Consider the following 23,437-nt stretch of genomic DNA (forward strand, 5'->3'; position numbering starts at 1 on the left):
TACCGACGGTATCCGCCGGTCTTGACAACCCCGCATTTCCCTCTATTTTTCCGCATTCTGGCCTCGTTTGGGGCCGGGTTCCGCCATTGATCGCGCCTGGAGGACGAACACGAATTAGGTATGTTCAACCTCACGAATATCGGTTGTGGTTCCTGGGACACAGGTCCCGGGTGGGGGTCGGGTGGCGCGGTTGGGACCGTCGGGCACCTGGGATGATGGGGGCATGAGCCGAGCCAGCCTCACCAAGGACCCCCATGAGGTCGCAGGCATGTTCGACGCCGTCGCGCGCCGCTATGACCTGACCAACGACGTGATGAGCCTGTGGCAGGTGCGCATGTGGCGCGCTGTCACCCGGGCCGCCGTCGGAGCCGGCCCTGGCGACCGGGTCCTGGACCTGGCTGCGGGCACCGGCACCTCCTCAGTGGAGTACGCCGCCGACGGCGCCCAGGTGGTGGCCTGCGATTTCTCGACCGGCATGGTCGCCGCGGGCAAGCGGCGCCACCCCCGGACCGTCTTCGTCGCCGGGGACGCCATGGCCCTGCCCTTCGCCGACGACTCTTTCGACGTCGTCACCATCTCCTACGGGCTGCGCAATGTGCAGGACACCAGCGCCGCCCTGCGGGAGATGGCGCGGGTGACGCGCCCCGGCGGGCGGGCGGTCATCGCCGAGTTCTCCACCCCGGTGGGCGGGCCACTGCGCACCGCCTACCGCTTCTACCTGGGTAGAGTGCTGCCTGCCGCAAGCCGCCTGATCTCCTCCAACACCGAGGCCTACGACTACCTGGGCGAGTCCATCCTGGCCTGGCCCGACCAGAAGACCTTGGCGGCCCTCATGCAGGAGGCGGGGTGGCGCCAGGTGGGGTACAAGAATCTCTCGGGTGGGATCGTGGCCGTCCACCGCGCTACCAAGCCCTCATGATCAGGCCCGTGGAGGACGGCGCCAGGCGCCAAGGCCCCGACCGCGCGCCATTGAGGGCATCCACTGATTCCCCCAGCGACGTGGGGCGCCTTCGCCTCACGGCCGGTGCGGCGGCCCTGGATCCGCCGCGCCTGAGCTGGCGCACCACGGCGCTTGCGGCCACAGACCTGGCCCGCCTGGCCGCCGGCGCCATCTCCTCGACGGCGGGCGCCGCCAACGGGGCAGGGACTTCCTGGGGGGCGCCCGGCCCGGTCGATGCGGGCGCCCCCGTCCCCCACCGGGCGGGGCCCGGTGGGCGTACCGGTCTCGGCCTCGCAGGCGCCGCGCCCGTCCCCCACCGGGCGGGGCCCGGTGGACGGTCCGGTCTTATTGACCTGCTCGCGGGGCGGGACGATGTCTGCTCCTGGGTTCGCGACGGTCAAGGCCTGGTCGGATTCGGGCGCATTCTGGAATTGGACGCCCAGGGCGAGGGGCGCATTGACGAGTTGCGCTCGGCCTGGCGGGCGGTGGTCTACGCCTCCTGGTGGTCCGACCCCCTGGTGCGGCCCGGGACCGGGCCGGTGGCCCTGGGAACTATCACTTTCTCCCCCGACTCCGCAGAACGCTCGGTACTGGTGGTGCCCGCCGTCCTCATTGGGGTCGACCAGGAGGGGGCCTGGGCGACCACCGCCGTCCTGGCCGGCCAAGAGCACCCTGGTCCGCAGGCTCTCATCGACGAGCTCCTGACGACAGGCCGGGCGTCGTCGTCCCCAGTCGGCCTCCCCCACCGCGCGCCTGCGCGCAGGCGCGCACCTGAAAGCGCCGCCGGCGAGTCTTCCGCCCGCGCGCAGCGCCCTGGAGCGGCGTCCAGGGGCGCCACCGGGTCTCCCGCTCAAGCACCGCCGTCCGGGTGCGCCCCCGGGGGCGGCGCCAGCCCCTGCGAGGCCGGGTCCGCCCGCGTGGGCGCCGGGGCCCTCTCCGCCCGGCAGTGGTGCGGGGCCGTCAAGCGCACGCAGGAGCGGATGCGCAGCGGGGAAGCGGCCAAGGTGGTCCTGGCCCGCGACGCCCTCGTCAGCCCTGATGAGCCGATGCGCACTGGGGACCTGCTTCGGCGCCTGGCCGTCGCCTACCCCTCCTGCTGGACCTTCGCTGTCGACTCCATGGTGGGCGCCAGCCCCGAGCTCCTGGTGCGCCTGGAGGGACGGTGCCTATTCAGCCGGGTGCTGGCCGGCACCGCCCGCCGGCGTGTTGGCGCCACAACCGAGCAGGACGCCGCCCTAGCGACATGGCTGGAGGGGTCGGAGAAGAACAATCGGGAGCATGCTCTGGCCCGTGCCTCCGCCCTGGAGGCCCTGGAGCCGCTGTGCTCGGTGGTGGAGGCGCCACCGCGCTTCGTGCTGGAGCTGCCCAATGTGCTGCACCTGGCCAGCGACATCACCGGCGTGGTTGCCGGTGACACCGGGGCCCTGTCCCTGGTAGGCGCCCTGCACCCCACTGCGGCCGTGTGCGGGACCCCCACCACGGCGGCGGCGCGGATCATTGCCGAGGTCGAGGGCATGGACCGGGGGCGTTACGCCGGGCCCGTGGGCTGGGTGGACTGGCACGGAGAGGGTGAGTGGTGCATTGCCCTGCGCAGTGCCCGCCTGCCCGCCGGCGGGGTTGGACCAGGGGCTCCCGCACGGGTGTTCGGCGGGGGCGGCATCATGCCCGACTCCGATCCGGCCGACGAGTTGGCTGAGACCCGCGTCAAAATGCTCCCCATGCTCCAGGCCCTCGGCGCCACCGCCCCCTCCCCCGCCCTCCCGCCTCCCCTCCCTCCCGCCCTCCAACCTCCCCTCCAACAAAATCCTCACAGCACAACGTCCATGGATGGTGTGCTGTGAGGATTTTGTTGGAGGGCGGGTGGGCGAGTGGCGAGGCGGTGGGGGGCGCTTAGGAGTCCTTGCGCTCGGCCAGGGTCACCTGGATCTCCTGGCTGGTGTTGTCGCGGATTACCGTGAGGGTGACGGTGTCCCCCGCAGAGTACTGACGCACAAAACCGGTCAGAGCGGCCGCCTGACTGGTGGCCTTGCCGTCAATGGCGGTAATGACATCGCCAACCTCAATCCCGGCGTCGGCCGCCGGGGAGTCGGACTCGACATTGCCCACCTGCGCCCCGGCGCGCAGCACACCGTCGGCCTCGCCGCCGCCGTCACCAATGGACACGCCCAGGTAGGCGTGGGTGGCCGTGCCCGTGGAGATGAGCTGGTCGGCGACCTTCTTGACGAGGTTCACGGGGATGGCGAAGCCAATGCCAATCGAGCCTTGGGCCTCCTTCGAGGAAGAGCCCATGGAGGCAATGGAACTGGTAATGCCAATGACCTGGCCGGTCTCATTGAACAGGGGCCCGCCGGAGTTGCCGGGGTTAATGGCGGCGTCAATCTGGATGGCGTTGGTGTAGACCTGCGAGGTCGTGCCCTGCTCCTGCCCCAGGAGCCCGCCGGGCGAATCCGGGGACCCATTCTGATCATCGGAAGACTGTTGGCCGCCGTCCTGCTGGGTGGTGACCACGGGACGGTGCAGGGCGGAGATAATGCCAGTGGTCACCGTCGAGGACAGTCCCAGCGGATTGCCAATGGCCATGACGTCCTGGCCGGTGATCAGCGTGTCGGAGTCGCCGGTCTGGGCGACTGTCAGGTCGCCAGGAGAGTTCTCAAGTTCAATAACCGCCAGGTCGGTGGCCGGGTCGGAACCGGTGAGCTGGGCGGAGTAAATACGTCCGTCGGCCAAAGTCACCTGGATCTGTGAGGCTCCGGCGACCACGTGGTGGTTGGTAATGATGTGTCCCTGGGAATCGTAGATGACGCCCGAGCCCACTGAGGTCTTGCCGTTGATGGCCACGGTAATGGACACCACGGAGTTGGCGACGGCGGCCGTGACGGCCTCCCAGTTAGGTGCGACGCCGACGGCGTCAACGGTCTGGGTGGTGGCGCCGGTGGCTATGGCGGTGGGGACGGTGTCGGTCTTCTCGTTCCTGGCGTTCATGGCGGTCACGGCCGCCACCCCGCCACCGGCGCCCAGCAGCGAGGCGATGAGGGTGACAGCCAGGAGGGCGCTCCAGCCCGGTCCGCGGCGCCGCTCCTTGCCGGCAGCCGGCTTGGGGGCGGGGAAGCGGGGAGGCTCTGGCGCGGCCCCCGCGGTCGTCGCGGGCACCGCCCCCGGGCCCGTCGCCGGCGTCGCCCCCGGGCCCGTCGCAGGAGCCCGGGTGGAGTTGGCGGACATAGCCGGCCCAGCGGCACTCCCGGAGCCCGAGGAGAAGTTGTACCCGGCGGGTGTGGCGGGCACCGAGGTGTAGGGGCCTGAGGGCCGAGTGGCGCCAACGGCCTCATACGGGTTGGGGGACGGACCATCGCCGCCGGAGGGGGAACTGGAGCCGGCGGCGGGCCCACCGGAGGAGGGGCTGGAACCGGCGGCCCGCCCACCGGGGTTGCCCCAAGCGCTGTGCGGGTCGGGACTCTCCGCGCCACCGGATCCGGGGACGTGGTCGTTGTTGCTCATTCGTACCTCCTGGGCGGTCAGCCCACTCATCACACGCCAAAGCCAATACTGACGGCCTGGACCGTGCCCGACCCTGATCTGAGACTTCGCTGAGAATCCTATGCGGCTGCCGCCTGTGATAATAGAGCGGTGTGCGCCCCGGTGACAGGCTCCACTCCCAACCGGGTGGAGGTTCTCACAGGCTCAGGTGGACCACGCTCAGGCCGCGAACCGGCTCGGCCAGCACCTGCTCGAGCTCGTCGAGCGTGGCCGGGGTGTGGGCGACGGCGCCCAGTGCGGCAGCGAGCGGCCCCACGGCGACGCGCTGGGGGGTGGTGAAAAGACGAGCGAAGCGATCCTCCCCGGGCACCTTGGCGTACTCCAGGCCGGTGAAGATCGCGCCCCCGGCGTCGTCGAGAACGATGACCTGGAGGTCGGGGACCTCCTCCAGGCGCCCACAGGCCAGGGACATGGCGTCGTGAAGGAAGCTGAGATCCCCCATAACAGCGCGCACGGGGCGCCCACGGGCCAGGGCCAGGCCGGCGGCGGTGGCGACGGTGCCGTCGATCCCGGCAAGACCCCGATTGGCGACGGCGCACGGGGCGCTCTGCCCGGTGGGGGCCAGGCGGTCCAGGCGGCGGATGGTCATGGAGGAACCGACCATGAGCGAGGGGGCGCCCTCGCCCATGCACGACTCCCACACGGCCAGGGCCGCGGTGTCGGCGCTCAAGCGCCTGGGCTCCACGGCGACGGGCAGGGCGGCGACGGCGCTGCGCCACGCCCGGGCCCAGTCGGCCCCGGCCGGTCCCACGCCCAAGGCCTGAGCCACATGCCGGGCCTGGCGTCGACGTGCGGCCTGGTCGCGGCCGGGAGCCAATGGCTGCAGGCGCGTGGCGGTCCCGGCGACGTCGGTAATGCGGGCGCGCTCGGCGAGGACGGTGATGTCAAGATCGGTGCGGGCCAGCAGGGCGCCAATAGCCCGGCTGAGGCTGGGGTGCCCCAGGACCACCGCGTGCGTGGCGCGGGCCGCCAGGGTTGAGCCTGCGGGCGCATCCAGTAGTTCGGCGTAGCGGGGCAGGGCGCTGGCGGCGCCGCGGGCCTGGGAGGTGGGCTCGGCCAGCAGAGGCCAACCCATGTGTTCAGAGAGCTCGGCGGCCAGGGCACCCAGGGCCGGGTCGGGGGCGTCCCCGGCAATGACCAGGCCCCGGCTGGGCCCCTGACCCGGCCCGCCCGCGACTGTGATGCGCTCTCGCACCGGCGGCTCATGCTCGCAGTCCCCGCCCTCTCCGGCACGGTGCCCGCCCGTCTGGGGCGGCATTGAATCGGCGGCTAACACCCCGCCCTCTCCGGCACGGTGGGCACGGTGCCCGCACCCCGCCTGCACTGGCCCCTCGCCCCGGCTCCGCAGGGGCGGCGCCGGATCGAGGCGGGCGGGGCCCCCGCCCCCGGAGGCACTGGGGCACTGGACCCCATGGCCGCCGCTCCCGGGGGCCGGGCCCCACCCTCTGGCATCGGCGTCGTCGGCGCCCTGGAGGCGGCCGGTGCCGCCAACGCTGCTGGGGGCGAGCGGAGGGCGGAAGCGGACATTGATCTGGGCCGGTCCCGGGTCGTTGCTCAAGGCGCCGCTGGCCGCCAGGACGGCGCGACGGACCTGCCCCGCCAGTGCCGCCGCCGCTGCCGCCTGCCCGAGGTCGGCGCTCAGGTCCGCGGGGAGGTCGACGACCACCCGGGGGGCGTCCCCCAGGATCCGGGTCTGTTCGGTGGTCTGGTTGGCCCCGGTGCCTACCAGCTCGTGGGGGCGGTCGGCGCTGAGGACCAGGAGAGGCACCCCGGCGGCGTCGGCCTCAGCGACCGCCGGGTGAAGGTTGGCCACCGCAGTCCCCGAGGTGGTCACCACCGCAGCGGGGCGGCGCCGGCCCTCCAGGAGGTGGGCGCGCCCCATGCCCAGGGCGATGAAGGCGGCGCTGCGCTCGTCGAGGACCACCCGCAGGCTCATGCGGCCAGCGCACTGCGCCTGGTGAAGGGCGTAGGCCAGGGGGGCACTGCGCGAACCGGGGCACAGGACGGCCCGGCGCACACCGGCGTCAATCAGGGCCGCAACAATGTCCTGGGCTCCCCGCTGAGAGGCCGTCCCCACGGCGGGGCGGCTCACAGCGGCAGACCCGCGACGGCCTGACGCGGGTCACGCCGCTCGCGCTCACGGCGGGCGCGCAGGGCGCCAATGAGGTGCCCCATGCGGGCCTGCCAGCGCGCGGTGAGCTCCTCCCCGGCGGCGGCAAAGCCCAGCAGGGAGCGCGAGACCCGCAGGGGCTGGAGAGTCAGGATCCCGGCCCGGGGCGCCAGTGAGGGCACGGCGACGTCGCGCCCCAGCAAGGTGATGGTGCCCAGGCCGCAGGCGCGGTCGAGATCAGGCAGGGCTGCCGCCAGGGTGAGGCCGGCGAAGATGCCCACGGAGGTGTCCAGGGCCGAGGAGACGACGGCGGGCAGCCCGAGGCGCTCGGCCAGGGCCAGGGTCCGGGTGACCCCGCCCAGGGGCGCGACCTTGAGAACGGCGATGTCGGCGGCCCTTAAACCCACCACGGCCAGGGGGTCGGCCGACAGGCGAATGGACTCGTCGGCGGCCACCGGCAGGTTCATGGTGCGGCGCAGGGCCGCCAACTCGGTGGCGCTCGCGCAGGGCTGCTCGACGTACTCCAGGCCGGAGGCGGCCTGGTTCATGAGGGGCAGGTTGGTGCGGGCGGTCTCCACATCCCAGGCGCGGTTGACATCAATGCGGATGCGGCCGGCCGGCCCGAGGGCGTCGCGAACGGCCTCGAGGCGCCGCAGGTCCTCCTGGAGCGCCCCGGGGCTACCGGCGACCTTGACCTTGGCGGTGGCGGCGCCGCTGAGGCGCACCAGGACACGGGCGCGGTCCGCAGGAACCTCGGGGATAGTGACATTGACCTGGATCTGGTCGCGGCGGACCGCCGGCGGGGCGATGGCTCTTCCGCCGGGGCCGACGCCGGTGGCCGCCTCCAGGGCGGAGGCCAGCCAGGGGGCGGAGGCCTCGGCATCGTAGTCCCAGAAGGGGGCGACTTCCCCCCACCCGGCGGGGCCGTGCAGAAGGACGCCGTCACGGCGGGTCAGGCCACGGAAACGGTTGCGTAGAGGTATTTCCCAGACCACGGCGCGGTCGATACCATCCAGGAGAGCGCTGCGGTCGAGGGCGCGCAGGGCGTCGAGGTCGAGCTCACCGCGGGCCCGGACATGGTCGGGCAAAGATGCGGTCACAGGAACAGAATAGAACCCGATACGGCGTCGGACCGCGAAGGGCTCGGCCCCGCGCGGCGTCCAGGGCCAATAGGCAAGCCCTTCTGGGGTGATAATGGACACATTCCGGTCCTGTGCGGCGTCCGGGGCCGACCCGGGGCGGGCGACTCGCAGACGCGGCTACTGGAGCCGGGAGGGCCCCGGGCAGCGCCCGGACCCCGGGCGGCGCCCCGGGCGGGCGCTCGGGTTCTGCGGGCGCTCGGGGCCCGGGTGCTTGCGGGGGCCGCCCGGGCCCGGCGGTCAGCGTTGGACGGTGGCGACCATGACGGCCTTAATGGTGTGCATTCGGTTCTCGGCCTGGTCGAAGACGATGGAGGCCGGGCCCTCGAAGACTTCGTTGGTGACCTCCAGGCCGTCGATGCCGGTGGCCTGGTAGATCTCCTCGCCGATGATGGTGTTGCGGTCGTGGTAGGAGGGCAGGCAGTGCATGAACTTGGCCTGGGGTCCCGCCTTCGCCATGAGGGAGGCGTTGACCTGGTAGTCGCGCAGCATGGCGATGCGCGAGTCCCAAACCTCCTTGGGCTCCCCCATGGAGACCCAGATATCGGTGTGGACGAAGTCGACTCCGGCCACGCCGTCGTCCACGGACTCAGTAAGGGTCAGGCGGGCGCCGGTCTGCTCCGCTACCCGGCCGGCGGCATCGACGCACTCCTGGTCGGGCCACAGCTCCTTGGGGGCGACAATGCGCACGTCGGCACCAATGAGGGCACCGTTGACGAGTAGGGACCGGCCCGTGTTGAAGCGGGCGTCGCCCACGTAGGCGTAGGAAACCTCTGACAGCGGCTTGCCGGCGTGCTCCAGCATGGTCAGGGAATCGCAGAGCATCTGGGTGGGGTGCCAGTCATCGGTCAGCCCGTTCCACACCGGCACCCCGGAGAGTTCAGCGAGGGTACGGACCTTGGCCTGCTCGTCGCCACGGTACTCAATGCCATCGAACATGCGACCCAGGACCCGGGCGGTGTCAGCCACGGACTCCTTGTGCCCCATCTGGCTGCCGGCGGGGTCCAGGTAGGTGGTGCTGGCGCCCTGATCGTGTGCGCCGACTTCGAAGGCGCAGCGGGTGCGCGTGGAGGTCTTCTCGAAGAGGAGGGCGATGTTCTTGCCCACCAAGCGCGGGATCTCCCGGCCCGCTTTCTTATCCGCCTTGAGGCGGGCGGCGAGGTGGATGAGGGCCAGCCACTCCTCAGGGGCGAAATCGAGTTCGCGCAGGAGGCTGCGGCCCTTGAGCCTGGCCAGGACGGCGGCGTCGGGGGCGGGGATCTCGTGAGTCATGCGGGTCCTCTCGGTGGCGGTGGGCGCTGTGCTGATCGTAGGCCGACCCCGCGGGCTCACGCCCCGAGCCCCACCCCCGGACCAGGAGGGCTTGCCCACACGGGCCCGAGGGTGCGCGCTGCCCGCCCGACGACGCCGGATTCGGTGTGACGTTTCCGGTATGGCAGTGATGGAGTTAGCCCTCGTGCTCCTTCTGCTCCTCCGCCGTCCTGGCCAGGGCGGGGTCGAGGCGGAGCGTGGCCCCCACGGATGTGGGCCCGCCGGCCGGACTGTTCACCACCAGGCCGCCGTCGAAGGCCGCCAGTCGACGCTCGATCCCGCGCAGGCCGCTGCCGGAATTAGGGTCGGCCCCGCCGACGCCGTCGTCGTCCACCCTGATCCTCAGCTCACCGTCGACAACCCGCAGATCAATGGTGACGTGGCTGGCGCCGGCGTGCTTGACCGCGTTGGCCAGCAGCTCGGATACGGCGAAGTACGCCGCCGATTCAATAGCGGGCCCGCACCGCTCGGGGATGCTGACGCCCACCCGGACCGGCAGGGGGCAGTCCTGGGCCAGCGCCCGCACGGCGTCGCCCAGGCCCCGGTCGGCGAGCACGGGCGGGTGGATGCCGCGCACCAGGTCGCGCAGCTCACTCAGCGCCTTGGCGGAGGTGTCCTTGGCCTCGGCCAGCAGTGTCTCCGCCATCTCCGGGTCGGAGCGCAGCACGGCCTGGGCGGCGCTGAGGGTCATCCCCATGGCCACCAGGCGCGCCTGGGCGCCGTCGTGGAGGTCGCGTTCAATACGGCGCAGCTCGGCGGCCGAGGAGTCCAGGGTCTCGGTGCGGGTACGGGAGAGCTGCTGGACCCGGCCGGCGAGCCGGGTCCGCTCGGTCGGCCCCAGGGCCCAGGCGATGTAGCGGTTGTACGCCTGCAGGAGGCCGGGGGCCAGGGCCAGCCCGATGGGCAGCAGGAGCAGGCCGCACACGACCACGGCAATCATCTCCGGCCCGCCCTGGACGTGGATGAACAGGTACCAGACGCCCGACCAGTTCTTCATGACGGGCTCGTACAGAACTGGCAGCACCACCATGCCCCACAGTCCGCCGGCAATAATCCCCGGGGCGATAATGACAACCACCACACCGATCAGCATGTCCATGAACAGCCAGGCGATGTCACGCCAGGTGCTGGGGTCCTTCAACAGCCACCAGGCCTCAGCGACCCGCCCCGTGAGGCCGGGCCGCAACTCGGGAGTCGGCAGGTACGGGACCTCGACCGTGCTGCCCGACCACTGGCCGGCACGACGGCGCTTCATATTGGCCACTGCGCGCAGGGCGCTCAGTGCGGTTGGCACCATGAGGAAGCCGACCCCGATCGGGATGAGGCTGAGCGAGACGCAGACCAGCACCAGGATCAGGACCTCCAGGGGGTAGACGGCCAGTAGGAGGAGGGATCGGCGCAATGCCGTCAGGCCGCTGGAGACCAGCCCGCCACCGTCCGACCGTTCTGACTGCCGGGGGTTCCCGGGTTGCCGGGTGCTGCTCCGCACCTCGCCGAGTTGGATACCCATGATCCTCTCCTGCCTTTTCAGTAATACCCGTCGTGGCCCCCTCCTCGGGTGACCACCTTGATTCTGCATAGATCCGGCCGTGAGGTCAGTGGAGAAAAAACCACCTTCTCGGGTGAGGCGCCGGCGGGTCCGACGCCGTGCGAGGCTCCCGCGTCCCGCAATCGGCTCCGACTCTGGGGCCGGTCCTGGCCCGGCGACCGGCTCCGGCTCTGGGGCCGGTCCCAGCCCGGTGACCAGTCCCCGCCCGGCGACCGGCTCTGGCCCGGTGACCGGCTCCCGTTCCCGGATCGGCTCCCGTTCCCGGATCGGCTCCGGCCCCGGATGCCCCTGCTGTGGCGGCCCGGGCGACCTGGCCGCCACACCCCCCAACCTGGAAAAGGTGGACTTGGCACCACTGTCCTGCCGCTCGTTCACCGGCAGGATCAAAGCGGGCCGGAACCCCTGCCCCAGCCGAGTGCCCGCCCTGGAAGGACAGTCTCATGCCGTACCGAACTCTCCCCACGACCAACAGGGTCGCCCTGTGGTGCGCCCGCCACCAGCGCCTGGTGCACCTGGCCCTTCTACTCCTCATCCTTTTCCTGGCCTTGACCCCAGCATTTATGGTCATGGCCGGTATTGACCAGCCGCGTGCGCGCCTTATTGGGCTGATCGTAATATGGTCGTGGATCCAGCAGTGGTTATGGTGGTGAGGCCCGGACCGGCCGGAACGACCCTCTGACGCGTACTCCTGATTGGTGGACCACAATGCGTGTGCTGATTGCCGAGGATCAGTTCCTTTTGCGCGAGGGTTTGAGCCGTATGCTCCAGGCCCTGGGGTGCGAGGTGGCAACAACCGTGCAGACCGGGCCGGAGTTGCGCCACGCCCTGCTCACCGAGGCTCTTGATATCGCCGTGGTTGACGTGCGCCTGCCTCCCACCTTCACCGATGAGGGCCTGCGCGCCGCCATTGAGGGCCGCCGACACCGGCCGGGCCTGCCAGTGCTCGTGCTCTCCCAGTACGTTGAGACCCTCTATGCGCGCGAGCTCATGGAGGATCAGCGCGGTGGGGTGGGTTATCTGCTCAAGGACCGCGTCTTCAACACCGAACAGTTCCTTGACGCCATGGAGCGCGTATCCACCGGCGGAACCTGCCTCGACCCCGAGGTCGTCTCCCGGATCATGGGGCGCCGGCGAGAGAGTCTGCCACTGGACCGTCTTACTCCCCGGGAGGCGGAGACCCTGACGCACATGGCCGAGGGGAGGTCGAACGCCGCCATTGCCAAGGTGATGTTCGTGACCGAGAAGACCGTGGCCAAGCACGTCAATAACATCTTCTCCAAGCTCAACCTGCCGCCCTCCGAGGATGACAATCGGCGCGTCATTGCCGTGCTCCAGTACCTGGAGGCCTTCAACGTCGATGCTCCCGCCGCCCCCCAGTAGGGTGCGACGATAGCGCCCCGCCGCTCCTGCCCCGCTCAGGCGGCGTCGCGGGTGACGGGGCAGGTCATGCAGTGGCCGCCGCCGCGACCACGGACCAGTTCGACACCGGGGGATTCAATGACTTCGACTCCAGCGCGACGCAGGGTGTCGTTGGCGCGCTGGTTGTGCGCGTAGCCAATGACCCGCCCGGGGGCGATCGCCACCACATTGCACGAATCCCGGGCGAGCTCGCGCAGGGCCTCGGCCTCGTCGGACATGTCGGGGCTGATAATGCGGAAAGAATCAATGCCGGCGGCTCGGGCCAGCACTTCGTCCATTTCAGCCCCGTCGTGGACAGTGACCTTGAGAGCCTGACCGTTAGTGCCCGGTTCAATCTCCACGGTGGTGACATCGTTGAAACCGGAGAAACGTAAATAGGTGTCTGGGGAGACCATGGTCATGAGGGTGTCCAGGTGCATGACCGCGTCAAGCTCGGTGTAGAAGGCGCGGTCGGGCATGTGCACGCCAATGACCCTGTCGGCGACGCCGTCGGCGAAGAGCCGGGTGGCCAGGCGCTCCACCCCAGCGGCGCTGGAGCGGTGGGTCAGGCCCATGACCAGGGCGCGGTTGCCCAGGACCTGGAAGTCGCCGCCCTCGACGGTGGCGGTGGAGGCTCCGTGTCCCTCGGACCACAGGAGGCTGCGCCCACCATCGTTCAGGCGGCTGGTGAAGACCGGGTGGTAGCGGTAAACGGCCTCATAGTTGACAGCCTCGCGGCGGCGGGGGGCCAGGGCCATGGTGTTGACGGAGACCCCGCCGTAGAGCCACGCGGAGGTGTCGCGGGTGAAGAGGTGGTTGGGCAGGGGGGTGACGACGAACTGCCCCTCCAGGGTGGACAGGTAGGTGGTGTTGAACAGGGTGGCGGCGTCGGCGGGGGTGAGGCGCTCGTGCAGTTCGGCGCGGGTGATGCCGGCTAGGAGCACTTCGGCGAGCTCGGCGTCGGGCAGGGACTGGAAGTAGTCGATGAGAACCTCGGAGGTGGACACGCCCACCGCGTCGGGGCCGACGGTTTCAGTCAGGACTAGGGAGCGGGCCTCGGGGTTGGCCAGCGTTTCGGTGAGCAGGTCGCGGAAGTCGTGGACGATGACGCCCTCGGCGCGCAGGATGGCCGTGAAGGCGTCGTGCTCGGCCTGGGCGCGGGCAATGTTGAGGGCGTCGTCGAAGAGCAGGGAGTTGGCGTTGATCGGGGTCAGGCGGGAGATCTCGCGGCCGGGCCGGTGGACGATGACCTCGCGCAGCCGGCCTGTCTCAGAGCCGACACGCCCACCGCCGTCAGCGCGGAGGATGAAAGGGCGGGCCTGCGGGGAGGCGAGGTCGGGTGTCGTCGTCATGGGGCCAGGGTAACGGGCCCGGCCGCCTCCCCCTCCAACGAAATCCTCACAGCACAACGTCCGCGGACGTTGTGCTGTGAGGATTTCGTTGGAGGGGAGTAAGGTCCGGCGCATTGGGCCGAGAGGCGGGCGCCGGCCTAGGCTGACGCCATGCCAGGCTCTCAGGCGGATGCCGCCCGCTACCCCGTGCCCGCATGCGTCTCGGAGGTCTTCGCTCCCGCTCGCTGGCGGGAGGTTGAGGGTTTCACTCACGGCCCCGGGGGCCTGGCCGATATCACCTACCACCGCGGCTGTGTGCGCGACGGCGACGGCGTCTGGGTGCGAGATCTGCCGGTGGTGCGAGTGGCCTTCGACCGGCCCGAGGTGCGCAACGCCTTCCGACCCCGAACCGTTGACGAGCTCTACCGGGTTTTGGACCACGCGCGTATGAGCGGGGATGTTGGCGCCGTCATCCTCACCGGTAACGGCCCTTCCCCGCGCGACGGCGGCTGGGCCTTCTCCTCTGGGGGCGACCAGCGCGTCCGAGGGCGCGACGGCTACCGCTACGAGCGCGAAGAGGCCGCACTCGACGCCGCCGGCGAGCAGGCGGGCGCGGCCGGGGCGCCCCCCGGGCGGGCAGCCGCCGACGGCGCCGTCGTCCACGACGGCTCTCACGCCCACGATCACGCCGCTGACGTAGTAGCGGTCCGCGAGCGCATTGACGCCGCCCGCGCCGGACGGCTGCACATCCTGGAGGTCCAGCGCCTCATCCGCACCATGCCCAAGGTTGTCATCGCTGCGGTGAGCGGCTGGGCGGCCGGCGGCGGACACTCCCTGAACGTCGTGTGCGACTTGTCGGTGGCCAGCGCCGAGCACGCCCGTTTCAAGCAGACCGACGCCGACGTGGGCAGCTTTGACGCCGGCTACGGTTCTGCTCTGCTGGCGCGCCAGGTCGGGGACAAGCGCGCCCGCGAGATCTTCTTCCTGGCGCAGGAGTATTCGGCGGCCGACGCCGTGCACTGGGGTGTGGTCAATGAGGCCGTGCCGCATGCCCAGCTGGAGGACAAGGCCCTGGAGTATGCGGAGATCGTGGCCGGCAAGTCGCCCCAGGCGATCCGCATGCTCAAATTCGCCTTCAACCTGGCCGACGACGGCCTGGCGGGACAGCAGGTGTTCGCCGGGGAGGCCACGCGCCTGGCCTATATGACTGATGAGGCCGCCGAGGGCCGTGACGCCTTCCTGGAGCGCCGCACCCCGGACTGGTCGCCCTTCCCCTACTACTTCTGAACTTCTGACTACTTCTGAGCGCCGCTGTTCGCCGCCGAGGGGTGGGGAGTGTCGCAGCCTGTCGAGAAGGTGTCTTGGACGACGGTGGGGCTGGTCGCCTCCACGGCGATCCGCCCCACCGACTCGGTCGCTGTCAGTGCGGTCGTGCTGTTGTCTGCGCCTGGCTGCCGGGGTCTTCGAGCAGCGCGGCCGCCTGCCGCCTGGCCTGCTCCTCCTTGGGCTTGACCAGCTCCCGGTAGAGGCCGGACTCCGTGGTGCATCCGCGTTTGATCCCCCAAGTCCACACCTCGTCAAGCTGGGCGTTGATCGCCGCGAGCATCTGCGGTATCTGCTCACGCGTCCCAATGTGAATGACCCCCGGGAGTTGGCGGGCTTGGCCGTCATTGCAAGCCTGGCAGGCGGCCACGGACCACTGGTTGGAGAACCTGCGCACGACCGGGTAAAAGCTCGAACGGGTGGTCGGCCAGGGCAGGCGGCGGGTGAACATGCTGACGCAGATCAGCCCTTGGCGGGTGACTATGGTGCGCGCCACCGAGTAGCCCAACGCAAAGGCCAGCAGAATGCCCAGTAAGGGGAGTTGGACGGCGATGAGCAGGAGCGACACGGGGACCGCCCAGCTCGGTGGGTTGGGGTTGAGCACGACGGTGAGTGTCAGGAAGCAGCCTAGAAGCACCAGCATTGCCATGCTGTTGATCGCCAGGATCACGTATGTGCGCCGGGCCAGACCGGCGACTTCCCTCGGCGGTTCCAGGAGCAGCGCCTCTCGCAGGTCCGTTGCCGCCCGCGGCGCTTTGGCCATGTTGTCTCCTCCTTGCCCCCTACTGAACTGTAAGGGCTCGCCGCAGGCATGGGAATGGGGCCACCTCCCCATGGTGCGGAACAGGTGAGCGGTGCCGGGCCCGACTGCTGACAGGGGCCCGGATGCAGCTTTTGCACAGATCACCGAGTGCGGCCAGGACACCGCACCTATGGGGTCATACGGTAGTGACGCGAGCCCGCCCGTGCCATGAAGACGCGCAGGTCAATGAGTGCAATTGGGTTGTTGCATGTGGCTGTGGGCCGGGGTGCCCCTGTTGACTGTGATGCTGCCCGGCTCCTGGGGGCGCGCGAGGCCGCCCGTGTCGGCCTGGATCCTTAAGAGAGGTGTTGCCCGGCTCCCGGGGATTCGCGCCGTCCGAGATCCCCTAGCGCGCGCCCGGGTCTGGAGGTTGCACATTCTTTCTGCCCTCGAGGAGTGGAGAGGCGCGGAATCCTGCGGATCTGCCCGGGGTCCGAGGGCCCAGGAAGAAGATGAATGTGCAAATGGGTACTCCGTTGCACATTCATCCTTGTCGAACCAACCTTCTGCGGCGAGGAATCGTTGAAATACCAACGATCCCTCACAAGCCGATGCAAGAAGAATGTGCAACACTGCCAATCCCTCCGGCCACCCGCCCATCGATGAGGCCGGGGGCAGCGATCGAGCACAGCCACTGCCTTCTCAGCGCTGGCAAGGCTCGGTCAGGGCCCCGACGGCGCGGTGCTCAGCGCACCGCGAGGCTCGGCCGGTGACCTCGCGGCGTCGCCGCGCCGATCATTCCGCCGGTCCGAGGCGGCAGTGCGTGTCGCGTCATTGATCGGCGGGGACCGACAGTTCGATGAGGTTCCGGTCCGGATCGCGAATATAAACGCTGCGAATCGGACCTCGGGCTCCGGTCCTGGTCACCGGACCGAGTTCGAGGTCAACCCCGTGGGATTCAAGCCGTGCCATCGCCGCTTCCATGGGCACCGTGAGGATGAAGCACAGATCTGCGCTCCCCGGTGCCGGGTGCTCCGCATGCGGGGCGACGGGACGTTCGACATGATGCAGGTTGATTTTCCATCCCGCCCCCACCAGTGCGGTGCGTCCGTCATGGAGGTCCCGTCTCTCAAGGCCCAGCACGTCGCAGTAGAACCGCGTGCTCGCCTCGAGGTCGCGTACCGTTAGCACCAGATGGTCCACGTGGCTCAGCACGGTGACACCGGTTTCTGACGCCGAGGGGCTAACCGGCCTGTTTTTCCCGCATCACTCCCGCGCCATCGGCGACCCATCCCGCACGACCGAGGAACTCATGTCCGCCACTGCCGCCAGCTCACCCCCGCCTCACGATGGGGCCGCAGCCCGATCCGACCCGGCCACCGACGGCAACGGCGTCGTCATCGGCCCGGATGGTCTCGCCCGCCCCGCGTGGGCGAGCAGCGATCCCCTGCTGCGTGAGTACTACGACACCGAATGGGGGATGCCCGTGCGCGACGAACAGGGCCTCTACGAGCGCATCAGCCTCGAGGCCTTCCAAGCCGGGCTGTCCTGGGCGACGATCCTGCGCAAGCGCCCGGCCTTCCGGGCCGCCTTCGACGACTTCCACCCCGAGACCGTCGCCGCCTACACCGAGGAGGACGTCTTGCGGCTCCTCGCCGACCCCGGGATCGTCCGTAACCGGGCGAAGATCAAGGCCGCGATCACGAATGCGAGGGCCACGATCCAGCTCCGCGAGAAGAGCGGTCTCGTGGATTTCGTGTGGAGCTTCCAACCGGCAGACACGCCCCGCCCCACACGGTCCTCCGACATCCCCACTCAGTCACCCGAATCGGTCGCCCTGTCGAAAGCGCTGCGCAAAGAGGGGTTCACCTTCGTGGGCCCAACCACCATGTACGCCCTGATGGAGGCGATCGGCATCATTGACACTCACCTGATCGCCAGCCACCGCCGCGGCAGCTCCGGCATCTGGCCGCGATGACGCCCGTTACCCTGTTGGCGGTCCTGGATGCTCCGGGGCCGGACCGACCTGTGCCGGCATAATGTCTTGCCCCTGTCTCACCGAATGATCCGGGGGCGAAAGTCACTTGCCGAGGCTTCTCGCTGACGCTCGACTCAGCGGGTGACGGCCACCACCGCCATCGCGAAGGCGACGCCGTAGACCAGTTCTGTCAGTCCGGCGTCGCGCAGCACGGGGATGAGTGCGCGCCCCGACGCGCCGCGCCACACCGGCGCCGCCGCCCGGCGGACCATAGCGGCCACGGCCACTATGAACACTATGAAGGCGCCGACGGCAACGGTGTCCACCGACCTGGGGGCGCCATCGCCGTCGGCCCAGTGCGCCCAGCCCAGGGCCACCGCCCCCAGCGGCAGCGGGGCGACAAGAAGAGCGATGAAGGCGGCCCGGGCTCGGCGCTCCCCCAGGCGTACGGCCAGGGTCCGCTTGCCAGCGGCAGGATCAGTGCGGATATCGCGCAGGTTGTTGACCATGAGCAGGGAGCAGGCCAGCAGGCCAATGCCTGTGGCCGCCACCCACGCCCACCCGGGCACGGCGCCGCTCTGAATGTAGAGGGTGCCGCAGGCGGCCACCAGGCCGAAGAACACGAAGACGAAGACCTCCCCCAGGCCCGCATAGCCGTAGGGGCGGGGGCCGCCGGTGTAGAACCAGGCGGCGGCAATCGCCCCGGCCCCCAGCACCAGCATCCACCACTGCCCGCTTAGAGCCAGGATCACCAGGCCCAGCACGGCGCCGACTCCAAAGCAGCCGAAGGCAGCGGCCTTGACAGCGCCCGGGGCCACCTCGCCGGAGGCGGTCAGGCGGGGCGGACCGGTGCGCTGGTCGTCGGTGCCGCGGACGCCATCGGAGTAGTCGTTGGCCAGGTTGCAGCCGATCTGCAGAGCCAGGGCGACCCCGGCCGCCAGCAGGCTGCGTGGAGCGGAGAAGGCGCCCTGGGCGGCTGCGGCGCCGGCCCCCAGAATGACGGGGGCCACAGCAGCCGGCAGGGTGCGCAGGCGCACGACCTCCACCCAGCTGGTTGCGCGCGGCTGCACGCCCGCCGCCTGCCCGCCGGTACTGCTCACGTCGCCCTCCCAGGTTGTCGGCTAAGCGCCCGCACCCTAGCAGTGCGACCGCTGGGGGCGGAACCTGGGGCAATGGCAATGGGCCGGGCGCGGCCGTCAAAACGCGTCGCCGTCAACGCAGGAGGTACCGGCTCTCCTGCTCCTCGCGCGCGCTTTGCAGCAGCGCATTCCCGCGCAAAGGCGTGTAGCGGCCGGTCTCGCGGGCGTATCCGCGCGCCACCGCCCAGGCCCAGATCCGTGAGCACTCCTCCACGGCGGTGGCCTCGGTGTGCGCCAGGACCGGGCCGGTCCACCTCAGGGCGGCAATGGGCACGAGGCCGCCGTCGGGATCGACCATGCAGGCCTCACAGCTATGCATGGCCTTCGCACTGTGGCTCTCCTTGGTGTGCACGAAGATCCCGGTGCGCGACTCCGGCCAGGGCACGGTCCGCTTGCTGCGACCACCCACCCTGAGGGTGACCCCGCGGGAGTCCAGGACAGTGCGGATTCTCGACGCCAGGTACAGCACCCAGTCAATCAGGAGGGTGAACACCAGTGTGAACAGCGTGGCGGGCAGCGAGTTGCTTCTTTCAACCAGGGCGACAATCAGACCCGCGTTCAGGAAGATCGCGAACACCACCACAATCCCGAACGTGATGGCACCGGAGGTGGTCGACCACATGGCCAGGACCAGACGATCCGAGTTCTGCCCGCCGACGAGCCTGGTGCCGACGCCTCCATGGACCGGACCCTCCGACCGCGGCCCCGGGGCCGCCTGGGGGCCCGTGCCGGCGGCGGCACCGGCGGCTCCAGACGGCCAAGGTCCGCTAGTCGGACCGCCCGCGGCGGGGCCCGCCTGGACGACGCCGTACCCGCCGGGGCCCGCAGGGGCGCCTTCGGCGGCCGGGGCCCCATACCCCGGCTGCCCCTGAGGAGCCCCAGGATGCTGGTATCCATACGACGCCCGCCCGCCGACCGGCCCTTGGGGCGCCTGGTGGGCTGCATCTTGACCGTACTGACCGTATCCGCCGGAGTTCTCCGGCATGGGCTGAGTCATTACTATGCGCCTCCTGTCAGCATGGCTGCCCAGGAGGGTAATGCTCCCCCTGGGCAGGACGCACGGTGTAGAACTCTCCATCGCGCTGTCGCGCCCCGTCGTTGAAGCGCGCGCGGCCACTGACGCCCGCCTCGCTTCAGCTCCCGCCTTCTTCTCCGGGTCGACCCAGGGCGTCCTGGAGCATGGTCTGCACGGCGCGGCGGTCCGGTTTTCCCGGTCCTCGCACGGGCAGCGCGTCAAGAGCGATCACCTTCTTCGGGCATGATGGCCCGTCGAGGAGGGTGCGTGCGGCGGCCCGCAGCGCGGCGGGGTCCGGGTTGGCCCCTGCCTTGAGGACGACGGCGGCGACCACGGCGCGGCCCCATTGCGGGTCCGGGACGCCGACGACGCAGGCCTCGGCGACGTCGTCAAGCCCGATCAGTGCCGCCTCGACCTGGTGGGGGTCGACCTTGACGCCACCGGTGACAATGATGTCGTCGACGCGCCCCAGGACCGTCAGGCGCCCGTCGGCCTCCATGCGCCCGCGGTCGGCGGTGACCAGGACGCGGTGGAGAAGACCGTCGGGCCCGCGTTCGGTGTGGAAGCCGGGGGCACTGCTGACGCCTGCGGGGGCGAGTCGGCCGGGCCCCGACGGTGCGCCACCACTCCGCGCATCCTCTAACGCCCTGCCCTCACCGTTCCCCTGCGCTGAGGCCTGCGGGTCGTCGTCGGCGTAGCCTTCGGCCAGGACCGGCCCGCAGAGCACGACTCGACCGTGGGCATTCACCCGCACCCGGACACCGTCCAGGGGCAGGCCGTCGTAGATGCAGCCACCGCCCGTCTCGCTCATGCCGTAGGTGGTGACCACCCGGATCCCGGCCGCACTGGAGCGCTTCAGCAGCCCGGGCGGCGCCGAAGCGCCCCCGAGCAGGACGGTCTCGGCCCGCGCCAGGGCTTTGGTCGCGGCGGAGTCATCCAGGACGCGCTGGAGCTGGGTGGGGACCAGGGAGACGTAGAGGCGCGAGCCCGGCCCGACTTGGGCGGAGTCCGGGCCGAGGCGACCATGACCGTGGGGGCCCCGGCCTGCCCTCACAGCACCATCACGACCACCTGCGCCGACGGCGAGGGCCGTCAGCACGGCCTCGGCCAGACGCGCCGGATCGAAGCCCGTGCGCGTGTCCACAACCACCGGCTCGGTACCGGCCAGGAGGGAGCGCGTGAGGATCTGCAAGCCGGCCACGTGGTGGGCGGGCAGGGCGAGCACCCAGGTGCCGGGCCCGCCCAGCCGGGTGTGGGTGGCCCTGGCCGAGGCCGCCAGGGCGCCGGCCCCCATGGCCACGAGCCTGCCGGTCCCGGTGGTCGAGCCGCTGGTGCGCACTATGAGGTCGGTGGCCGCGTTGAGCCGGTGTGCGCGACGCTGGAGATCAGCGTCGACCTGCTCAGGGTCCTCCTGGGGGCCAATGGGCACCAGCAGTGGTAGGGCCGTGCAGCGGGCTCGGACCGGCGCCCCCGGTGGCGGCCCGGCTGGACCGCCCTGAGGGGGAAGCAGGCCACGGCGGGCCAGGCGCTGCGCGAGGGCGGCGCGCAAGGCGGCAACGTCGGCGGGGGCGGTGCCGCCGACAAGGAGCCGGAAGCGGGCGGAGGGTGCGCGCACAGAAGGCCATGGTGCCACGGCGCCGGGACTTGCGCCGCTCCCATCAGGCGGTGGGATCCAGGGGCGAGTCGGCCGGGCCCGGGCGCCGCCCGCATTATGGGCCCGGGCGCCGCCCGCGCGGCCCATGACCCGGGCTCCGGGGAACTGGTCGGCGCGACTCGGTTATGGTGTGCCCATGCGCGCTGTCGTCATCGTCCTCGTCCTAGCCCTGACGATCTATTCCCTCCTGGACTGCGCGCGCACTCCCGAGGAGTCAATGCCCGCCCGGATGCCCCGGTTCCTGTGGATTGTCCTGATCGTCCTCGTCCCCACCATCGGCCCCGTTGCCTGGATTATTGTCTCGCGCGTCAAGGCAGCCGAGGAGCGTGGAGGCGTGGTGGAACCGACCGTCTGGTCCTCCAAGGAGGGCACCCAGTTCCGCCGCCCTGAGCGCCCGCGTGCTCTCGGCCCCGATGACGACCCCGAGTTCCTGCGCAACCTTGAACGCGATATTCGTCGCCGCCGCGAGCAGGATCAGAATAATAAGGACGGGGAGGAGCCCGCCTCCGACTCCTGATCGACCCGGCAGGAGGCGGGTAATCGACCCGGCAGGAGGCGGGGCGCCCGCTGCTCACGGGCGCCCGCGCTCACTGGGCGCCGTGGCGGGCCCTCATTCCTCGGCGGGCCCTCACTCAGGGGCCGGGCGCGGCCAGAGGGTCGTGTCAATGTCGTAGCCATGGGCGGCGGCGTGCAATAGCCAATCGCCGGGCAGCCAGGTGCGCCCCACCAGTTGGGGGTGCTCGGGCAGGTACTGGACGGCCCAGAGCACGAGCACGAGTTCAGCCCACTGGACGCGCAGTTTCCAGCGCGCCGATCCTGAGGCGTTGGCGGCGGCCACAATGATCTCGCCGGTGCTGGTGTGCTGGATCTCCTGAATATCGTGGAAGCCGACCGGCATAATCCCCTCCCCCGTGCCCAGGTAGATGCCGTGGGTGGAGACGGTGAGGCGGGCCCGGGCCAGGTGGCGCCACTTCTCAATGGCGTCAGCCTCGGCGGCCCTCTTGCGTCGGGAGTTGACCCAGGCCTGGCCGCCGAAGAACGCGGCCGTGAGCGCGAGCCCGACCGGACCGCCGGCCAGGAAGAAGCCCCGCGAGGGGTTGTAAGCGGCGTCGCCGCGGCGCCACATGAGCAGTTCGGCGTCGCAGCTGGCGAGCATGACCTCACCGGCGCCCAGGACGGGTCGCACGGGGTCGATCACTGGGGAGACGGGGTTGGGGCGCCGTCCCTGGCGGGTGGCGGTGAGCACGGCGGCAGTGTTCCACCACACGAAGTCCTGGCCGGTCCAGGGGCGCTGAGGCTTGGGCCGCAGGCCCTGGGCGTGGGTGAGCCCCTGTTCGGCGCCGGGAACGAGCTCGCCTGCGGGCCGCCCCTGATGGGGCTCCGCCCGCGGCATGGTGGGACCTGGTTGGGTCACGCGGGCGTCTCCGCCCGGCCCGCCCCCGCCTGTAAACCGGCCTGTGAATCGGGGCCCGGCTCATCGGCCCGCCCTGCCGGGGAAGCCTGCTCCGCCGGGGAGGCGGGCCCGGCCGGCGCAGCCGCCTGGGCCACCGGGGCCGGCGGGGGCTCCTCCTTCAACGCGCCGGCCCGCCCCATGGTGACGGTGGCGGCGGAGGTGCCCGGCACCATGTCCTCGGCGCTGCGCAGCAGATCACCGGCGGGCTCCCAGTAGGCCAGCCCCACCAGGGTGCGCCCCTCAAAAGTCAGTGAGGTCAGGGAGGCCAGGGAGCACTGGCGGCGGCGCGGGTCGTGGGCCAGCCAACGACCCTCCAACCACAAGCGCAGGGCCCACACGGGCAGCTGGTGGGAGACCAGAAGCGCCTCACGGCCTTCGGCCTGTCTAATGGCGGAGGCGACGGCGTCGCGCATGCGGGCCACGAGCTCGGTGTAGGGCTCCCCCCACGAAGGGCGCAGGGGGTTGCGGTAGTAGGACCAGTGCCCGGGATGGGCCAGCAGCCAGCGGTTGCGGTTGAGCGGAATGCCCTCGAAGTGGTTGTCGGCCTCAATGAGGCGCGCGTCAGTGCTGGCCTCCAGGTTGAAGACCTCAGCCGTGGGCGCCCCGGACTCGCGGGCCCGCTCCAGGGGTGAGGTGATGACGGCGGCAATGTCGTGCCCGGAGGCGGCCAGGACATCGGCGACGCGTGCGGCCATCTGGTTGCCGAGCCCGGAGAGATGGTAGCCGGGCAGGCGCCCGTAGAGGACGCCCTCAGGGTTGTGGACCTCGCCGTGCCTCATGAGATGGATGGTGGTGCGCGCCATGGTGCGATTGTGTCATGC

Annotated in this window: 20 protein-coding genes; 7 read left to right on the plus strand and 13 right to left on the minus strand. The window is 70.6% G+C overall.

The window, feature by feature from the left end:
• The first annotated feature begins 223 nt into the window (after positions 1-223).
• Positions 224-919: a demethylmenaquinone methyltransferase gene (locus EUC46_RS02820; protein ID WP_128772677.1), complete on the plus strand. Its 696-nt coding sequence runs from the start codon at positions 224-226 to the stop codon at positions 917-919.
• Positions 916-2,781 (plus strand): isochorismate synthase, encoded by a 1,866-nt coding sequence (locus tag EUC46_RS02825; protein ID WP_206645871.1) that lies wholly within the window; start codon positions 916-918, stop codon positions 2,779-2,781. Before EUC46_RS02820 ends, EUC46_RS02825 begins: the two co-directional genes overlap by 4 nt.
• A 49-nt stretch (positions 2,782-2,830) precedes the next feature.
• Here EUC46_RS02825 and EUC46_RS02830 read toward each other — a convergent pair whose 3' ends face one another.
• From EUC46_RS02830 to EUC46_RS02850, 5 genes are all read right to left on the minus strand, one after another.
• The gene (locus EUC46_RS02830) at positions 2,831-4,435 is read right to left on the minus strand and encodes a trypsin-like peptidase domain-containing protein (protein WP_241655351.1); all 1,605 of its coding nucleotides are present in this window, start codon (positions 4,433-4,435) and stop codon (positions 2,831-2,833) included.
• 175 nt (positions 4,436-4,610) lie between these two features.
• Positions 4,611-6,566 carry a 2-succinyl-5-enolpyruvyl-6-hydroxy-3-cyclohexene-1-carboxylate synthase gene (gene menD, locus EUC46_RS02835; protein ID WP_206645872.1) on the minus strand — a complete coding sequence of 652 codons (1,956 nt, stop codon included), beginning with the start codon at positions 6,564-6,566 and terminating at the stop codon, positions 4,611-4,613.
• Positions 6,563-7,684, minus strand: a complete 1,122-nt coding sequence (locus EUC46_RS02840) for an o-succinylbenzoate synthase (RefSeq protein WP_164918734.1) — start codon at positions 7,682-7,684, stop codon at positions 6,563-6,565. Before EUC46_RS02840 ends, menD begins: the two co-directional genes overlap by 4 nt.
• Positions 7,685-7,963: 279 nt before the next feature.
• Positions 7,964-8,995, minus strand: coding sequence for an ornithine carbamoyltransferase (gene argF / locus EUC46_RS02845; RefSeq protein ID WP_128772678.1), 1,032 nt, complete (start codon positions 8,993-8,995; stop codon positions 7,964-7,966).
• 175 nt (positions 8,996-9,170) lie between these two features.
• Positions 9,171-10,544 carry a sensor histidine kinase gene (locus EUC46_RS02850; RefSeq protein WP_128772679.1) on the minus strand — a complete coding sequence of 458 codons (1,374 nt, stop codon included), beginning with the start codon at positions 10,542-10,544 and terminating at the stop codon, positions 9,171-9,173.
• A 479-nt stretch (positions 10,545-11,023) separates the two neighbouring features.
• On the opposite strand from EUC46_RS02850, the gene EUC46_RS02855 reads away from it, so the two are divergent.
• A complete protein-coding gene (locus tag EUC46_RS02855; RefSeq protein WP_128772680.1) occupies positions 11,024-11,233 on the plus strand; it encodes a hypothetical protein in 210 nt (69 codons plus the stop codon).
• Positions 11,234-11,288: 55 nt separating this feature from the next.
• Positions 11,289-11,963 (plus strand): response regulator transcription factor, encoded by a 675-nt coding sequence (locus EUC46_RS02860; protein WP_128772681.1) that lies wholly within the window; start codon positions 11,289-11,291, stop codon positions 11,961-11,963.
• A gap of 35 nt (positions 11,964-11,998) precedes the next feature.
• On the opposite strand, the gene EUC46_RS02865 is transcribed toward EUC46_RS02860, so the two are convergent.
• Complete coding sequence (locus EUC46_RS02865; RefSeq protein ID WP_128772682.1) at positions 11,999-13,333, minus strand: arginine deiminase; 1,335 nt, start codon at positions 13,331-13,333, stop codon at positions 11,999-12,001.
• Between the two features lie 150 nt (positions 13,334-13,483).
• On the opposite strand from EUC46_RS02865, the gene EUC46_RS02870 reads away from it, so the two are divergent.
• A complete protein-coding gene (locus EUC46_RS02870; RefSeq protein WP_128772683.1) occupies positions 13,484-14,599 on the plus strand; it encodes a 1,4-dihydroxy-2-naphthoyl-CoA synthase in 1,116 nt (371 codons plus the stop codon).
• A 133-nt stretch (positions 14,600-14,732) separates the two neighbouring features.
• Here the strand turns inward: EUC46_RS02870 and EUC46_RS02875 are convergent, their stop codons facing one another.
• Together EUC46_RS02875 and EUC46_RS02880 are read right to left on the minus strand one after the other, a co-directional pair.
• A complete protein-coding gene (locus tag EUC46_RS02875) occupies positions 14,733-15,398 on the minus strand; it encodes a hypothetical protein (RefSeq protein ID WP_128772684.1) in 666 nt (221 codons plus the stop codon).
• Positions 15,399-16,208: 810 nt separating this feature from the next.
• A complete protein-coding gene (locus tag EUC46_RS02880) occupies positions 16,209-16,592 on the minus strand; it encodes a VOC family protein (protein ID WP_128772685.1) in 384 nt (127 codons plus the stop codon).
• A 97-nt stretch (positions 16,593-16,689) separates the two neighbouring features.
• Here EUC46_RS02880 and EUC46_RS02885 point away from each other — a divergent pair, with 97 nt between their 5' ends.
• On the plus strand, positions 16,690-17,355 hold the full coding sequence (locus EUC46_RS02885) for a DNA-3-methyladenine glycosylase I (protein WP_128772686.1): 666 nt from the start codon (positions 16,690-16,692) through the stop codon (positions 17,353-17,355).
• Between the two features lie 134 nt (positions 17,356-17,489).
• On the opposite strand, the gene EUC46_RS02890 is transcribed toward EUC46_RS02885, so the two are convergent.
• The 3 genes from EUC46_RS02890 to EUC46_RS02900 all read right to left on the minus strand — a co-directional run bounded on the left by EUC46_RS02890 (position 17,490) and on the right by EUC46_RS02900 (position 21,124).
• Positions 17,490-18,455 carry a 1,4-dihydroxy-2-naphthoate polyprenyltransferase gene (locus EUC46_RS02890; protein ID WP_128772687.1) on the minus strand — a complete coding sequence of 322 codons (966 nt, stop codon included), beginning with the start codon at positions 18,453-18,455 and terminating at the stop codon, positions 17,490-17,492.
• 112 nt (positions 18,456-18,567) lie between these two features.
• Positions 18,568-19,491 carry a hypothetical protein gene (locus EUC46_RS12480; protein ID WP_164918735.1) on the minus strand — a complete coding sequence of 308 codons (924 nt, stop codon included), beginning with the start codon at positions 19,489-19,491 and terminating at the stop codon, positions 18,568-18,570.
• Positions 19,492-19,627: 136 nt separating this feature from the next.
• A complete protein-coding gene (locus EUC46_RS02900; protein WP_241655352.1) occupies positions 19,628-21,124 on the minus strand; it encodes an AMP-binding enzyme in 1,497 nt (498 codons plus the stop codon).
• A gap of 175 nt (positions 21,125-21,299) precedes the next feature.
• Between EUC46_RS02900 and EUC46_RS02905 the strand changes: the two genes are divergently transcribed.
• On the plus strand, positions 21,300-21,680 hold the full coding sequence (locus EUC46_RS02905; protein WP_128772690.1) for a PLD nuclease N-terminal domain-containing protein: 381 nt from the start codon (positions 21,300-21,302) through the stop codon (positions 21,678-21,680).
• A 111-nt stretch (positions 21,681-21,791) separates the two neighbouring features.
• Here the strand turns inward: EUC46_RS02905 and EUC46_RS02910 are convergent, their stop codons facing one another.
• Positions 21,792-22,577: a hypothetical protein gene (locus EUC46_RS02910; protein ID WP_241655353.1), complete on the minus strand. Its 786-nt coding sequence runs from the start codon at positions 22,575-22,577 to the stop codon at positions 21,792-21,794.
• On the minus strand, positions 22,574-23,419 hold the full coding sequence (locus EUC46_RS02920; protein ID WP_421701116.1) for a histidine phosphatase family protein: 846 nt from the start codon (positions 23,417-23,419) through the stop codon (positions 22,574-22,576). Before EUC46_RS02920 ends, EUC46_RS02910 begins: the two co-directional genes overlap by 4 nt.
• Positions 23,420-23,437 lie beyond the last annotated feature (18 nt).

Source organism: Actinomyces oricola, from assembly GCF_004104015.1.
GTDB lineage: Bacteria > Actinomycetota > Actinomycetes > Actinomycetales > Actinomycetaceae > Actinomyces > Actinomyces oricola.

Excerpts from the sequence above, each read along its gene's own strand:
- EUC46_RS02905 (WP_128772690.1), top strand. The coding sequence starts at position 21,300 with ATGCGCGCTGTCGTCATCGTCCTCGTCCTAGCCCTGACGATCTATTCC.
- EUC46_RS02825 (WP_206645871.1), top strand. The coding sequence starts at position 916 with ATGATCAGGCCCGTGGAGGACGGCGCCAGGCGCCAAGGCCCCGACCGC.
- EUC46_RS02875 (WP_128772684.1), bottom strand. The coding sequence starts at position 15,398 with ATGGCCAAAGCGCCGCGGGCGGCAACGGACCTGCGAGAGGCGCTGCTC.
- EUC46_RS02820 (WP_128772677.1), top strand. The coding sequence starts at position 224 with ATGAGCCGAGCCAGCCTCACCAAGGACCCCCATGAGGTCGCAGGCATG.
- EUC46_RS02920 (WP_421701116.1), bottom strand. The coding sequence starts at position 23,419 with ATGGCGCGCACCACCATCCATCTCATGAGGCACGGCGAGGTCCACAAC.
- EUC46_RS02870 (WP_128772683.1), top strand. The coding sequence starts at position 13,484 with ATGCCAGGCTCTCAGGCGGATGCCGCCCGCTACCCCGTGCCCGCATGC.
- EUC46_RS02865 (WP_128772682.1), bottom strand. The coding sequence starts at position 13,333 with ATGACGACGACACCCGACCTCGCCTCCCCGCAGGCCCGCCCTTTCATC.
- EUC46_RS02855 (WP_128772680.1), top strand. The coding sequence starts at position 11,024 with ATGCCGTACCGAACTCTCCCCACGACCAACAGGGTCGCCCTGTGGTGC.
- EUC46_RS02830 (WP_241655351.1), bottom strand. The coding sequence starts at position 4,435 with ATGAGCAACAACGACCACGTCCCCGGATCCGGTGGCGCGGAGAGTCCC.
- EUC46_RS02885 (WP_128772686.1), top strand. The coding sequence starts at position 16,690 with ATGTCCGCCACTGCCGCCAGCTCACCCCCGCCTCACGATGGGGCCGCA.
- argF (WP_128772678.1), bottom strand. The coding sequence starts at position 8,995 with ATGACTCACGAGATCCCCGCCCCCGACGCCGCCGTCCTGGCCAGGCTC.
- EUC46_RS02850 (WP_128772679.1), bottom strand. The coding sequence starts at position 10,544 with ATGGGTATCCAACTCGGCGAGGTGCGGAGCAGCACCCGGCAACCCGGG.
- EUC46_RS12480 (WP_164918735.1), bottom strand. The coding sequence starts at position 19,491 with ATGACTCAGCCCATGCCGGAGAACTCCGGCGGATACGGTCAGTACGGT.
- EUC46_RS02860 (WP_128772681.1), top strand. The coding sequence starts at position 11,289 with ATGCGTGTGCTGATTGCCGAGGATCAGTTCCTTTTGCGCGAGGGTTTG.